This is a genomic window from Acetatifactor sp. (assembly GCF_982438285.1).
Genome location: NZ_CEWDFQ010000366.1, coordinates 1 through 2936, shown reverse-complemented (window position 1 = coordinate 2936; position 2936 = coordinate 1). Strand labels below are relative to the sequence as shown.

Below are 2936 nucleotides of genomic sequence, written 5' to 3'. Positions count from 1 at the left end.
AAGAATGGTAGTATTACTTTATTCTTGTTATGTAAGCATTTACATAAAAGCTTGTGAGAGAAGGTATAAAGGAGGTAATGAGTTGAAAAAGGTAAGACGAGGGAGAAGGGGGAAGCGAATCACGGCATGGCTGCTGGCGGCTGTCATGGCGTTATCGGCAGCGGGGGTGATGCCCACACCTCTTGTACAGGCCCAGACGGTTTCATCAGGTGACGCTGTGTCCATGACGGTATCGGATGGGAATGGGGGAGGCCAAAGCGGCGGCACTTATGAATTTAATGCGGCAGAGCTGACGGCTGCTGCGGATAAGGAGACAATTGCGGCGGGAACCGCCTTTGCATCAGGCTATATCACCACCTTTGGAGAATTGACAAAACGGACCGACAAGGGAAAAGTGAAATCTGTGGAGGTTGGAAAATCTGCAGGCAGTGGATTTTCCTTTACCGTATCGGGACAGGCGGCAGTGTCCTTTACCACCAGCAGCACCGGCAGCAGCAATACTTCCCGGGTGGGGATTTTGAACGCTGCAGGTGAGCTGGTGGCGGACAAAAGCGGTAAAACCTATACGGATATTACGGGGACCAGTGCTCAGGAGGTGGCCTATACCCTTTCGGCGGGCACCTACCGGATGGTATCACCGGAATCAGAATATAACAGAGGGGCTCGGATTTACACGATCTCCATTACAGACAGCCCTGTGCTTCCTCCTGGAACAACCCTTACGGGGAGTATCCGGGTTTCGGACAGCGCTAATCTGCTGGGAGATACCAACCGGGTACAGCTGGTGCCGGAGAATGGACAGGCGATCACGCTGGAGAAAGGGGACAATACAGTATCTTTGAATCCGGGCACGAAATATAACATAAGCTTTACCACGCCTAATGAGAAAATCCGGGCCCTTTCGGAGGGGAAGGATTCTATCCAGACAGGGGCTGAGAACATCAGCACGGAGATTATTGTATCCTCGGCGGTGGTAAAACCTGTGGTGAAGCTTGCGGAAGGCCTTTCTCTGGCTCAGGGCGCAAGCCTTATGCTGGACAAAAAGGGTGCGGGAAACCAGGACGTCTTGACGGAAGGAAACCAGGTGGAGCTGATTATAGGACAGGCCTATGAGGTTTCCACGGATATGGGGGATACGCAGGCCCAGGTGGATGGCAAAACGGAATTTACTGCCTGGGAGGGTATGACTGAGCTGGAAATTACATTGGTGAAAACCAAAAAAGAAGTGGCTGTAACAGTGGAGGATCCGGAGGGGCTTTTGGGCAGCGAAACGGTTAAGCTGGAAAACAGCATGGATGCTTCGGAGGTACATACGCTGCAGAACGGAACTTCTGTGAAGCTGAATCTGGATGCCATCTATCAGCTTTCCTGCACCACAGCGGATGTGGAGGCTTCTGTAAATGGATCGAAGCTTGTGCAGGTGACGGAGGCTTTGGACAGCATTGCGGTAAAGATTTCCAAAAAGGATGAAAATTATCATGAGATTGATCTTTCACAGGGGCTGAAGGCAGGAACTGCCTATGAAGGGGGCATTTCCGTTCTGGAGGATATGATCTATAAGGCAGACGATCAAAAGATTGGGGGCAGCCTTTATCTTGGCTATGTGGCGGGAGGAAATAATCCAAAGACAAACGGCAGCAGCGCCAAGGGAACGGTGCCCGACAGCGGTTCTGTGCTGCTTCTTACGGCACAAAAGGATGGAACCCTGCGGGTGGCAGTGAAAATCAATGCGGGAAAGACCGTATATCTGGTGGAGTCCAAAACTGGTGAGGTACAGTCTTATGCCAATACGGGAGGCTCCTCTGAATTTAAGCTGATGAGCTATCAGGTACAGGCGGGAGGCACTTATTATTTCTACGGGGATGGCACTAAGATTCCCATGTACGGCATTACAGTGGATTACAGGGAACCGGAGGATTGGAGCAAAATTGCGGCGCCGGTGCTGGGAACGCCTGTAGTGGACGCAGGGGAGGGAACCATAACGGTACCCTTTATCGCGCAGATCGGAGGCATTTATGCAGACTCTCTGGAAGTGCAGATGCTTTTCAATGGAGAAGTGATGGATACGGTTTCCTATGGGGCTGCCGCTTCTGAGGGAACGGTTACCTTTAAGCCGTCGGCAAGCGGGATATATACCTTTAAAGCATTTTTAAAGAGAAGCGGGGAGACGGACAAGGAAAGCAATGTGACACAAGGTGTTGCTTTTGTGCTTCCCATGCAGGAGCCTGAGATTATCAACGTGGAAAATCTGGGACAGGGAACCGTGAAATTCAGCTGGAAAGAAGTTCCGGAGGCGGAAAGCTATCGTGTGTATGTAGACGGCGTGCTAAAGGAGACAGTGACTGTTTCCTTCAGCCGCATCAGCAATCTTACGGTTGGACAGGAATATGAGTTTGGCGTGGAGGCTGTCAGGGGAAGCGATGTATCCCCACGGGCCCTTATCAGACAGACCGTGACTGCAGAAGCAGTGAAAACATGGACCTATGCGGCCTTTGGTTCTGGCGTTGACGCTCAGGAAAAGGGAAATAACGGTTACAGCGGCTCCATAGAGGGAAATGATCTCTGTGTTTACAGCATGAACGGCAAAGGGAAGCTGGTTCCTGCATCTACCGACGGACTGGCATTTTACTATACCGTGATTGATCCTGAGACAGAAAACTTTACCTTATCGGCAGACGTGGTAGTGGATCAGTGGACCTATTCCAACGGCCAGGAGGGCTTTGGCCTGATGGCGGCAGATTCGGTGGGAACAGATGGAGACGCCTCTACCTTCTGGAATAACTCCTACATGGCCAGCGTTACGAAGGTAGAATATTACTGGGATGAGGAAGCGGGCAGGGTGTCCGATGCGGGCAGCAAATACACCATGAAGCTGGGAGTGGGCTCTCAGGAAAAAATCGGTGTAACTCCCGAAAATATTGCGGCCGGAACTACCG

Annotated in this window: 1 protein-coding gene; it reads left to right on the top strand. The window is 51.5% G+C overall.

The window, feature by feature from the left end:
• Nucleotides 1-82: 82 nt before the first annotated feature.
• A partial coding sequence (locus tag AC1WIP_RS13950; RefSeq protein WP_481142394.1) for a fibronectin type III domain-containing protein occupies nt 83-2936 on the top strand: 2854 nt, incomplete at its 3' end.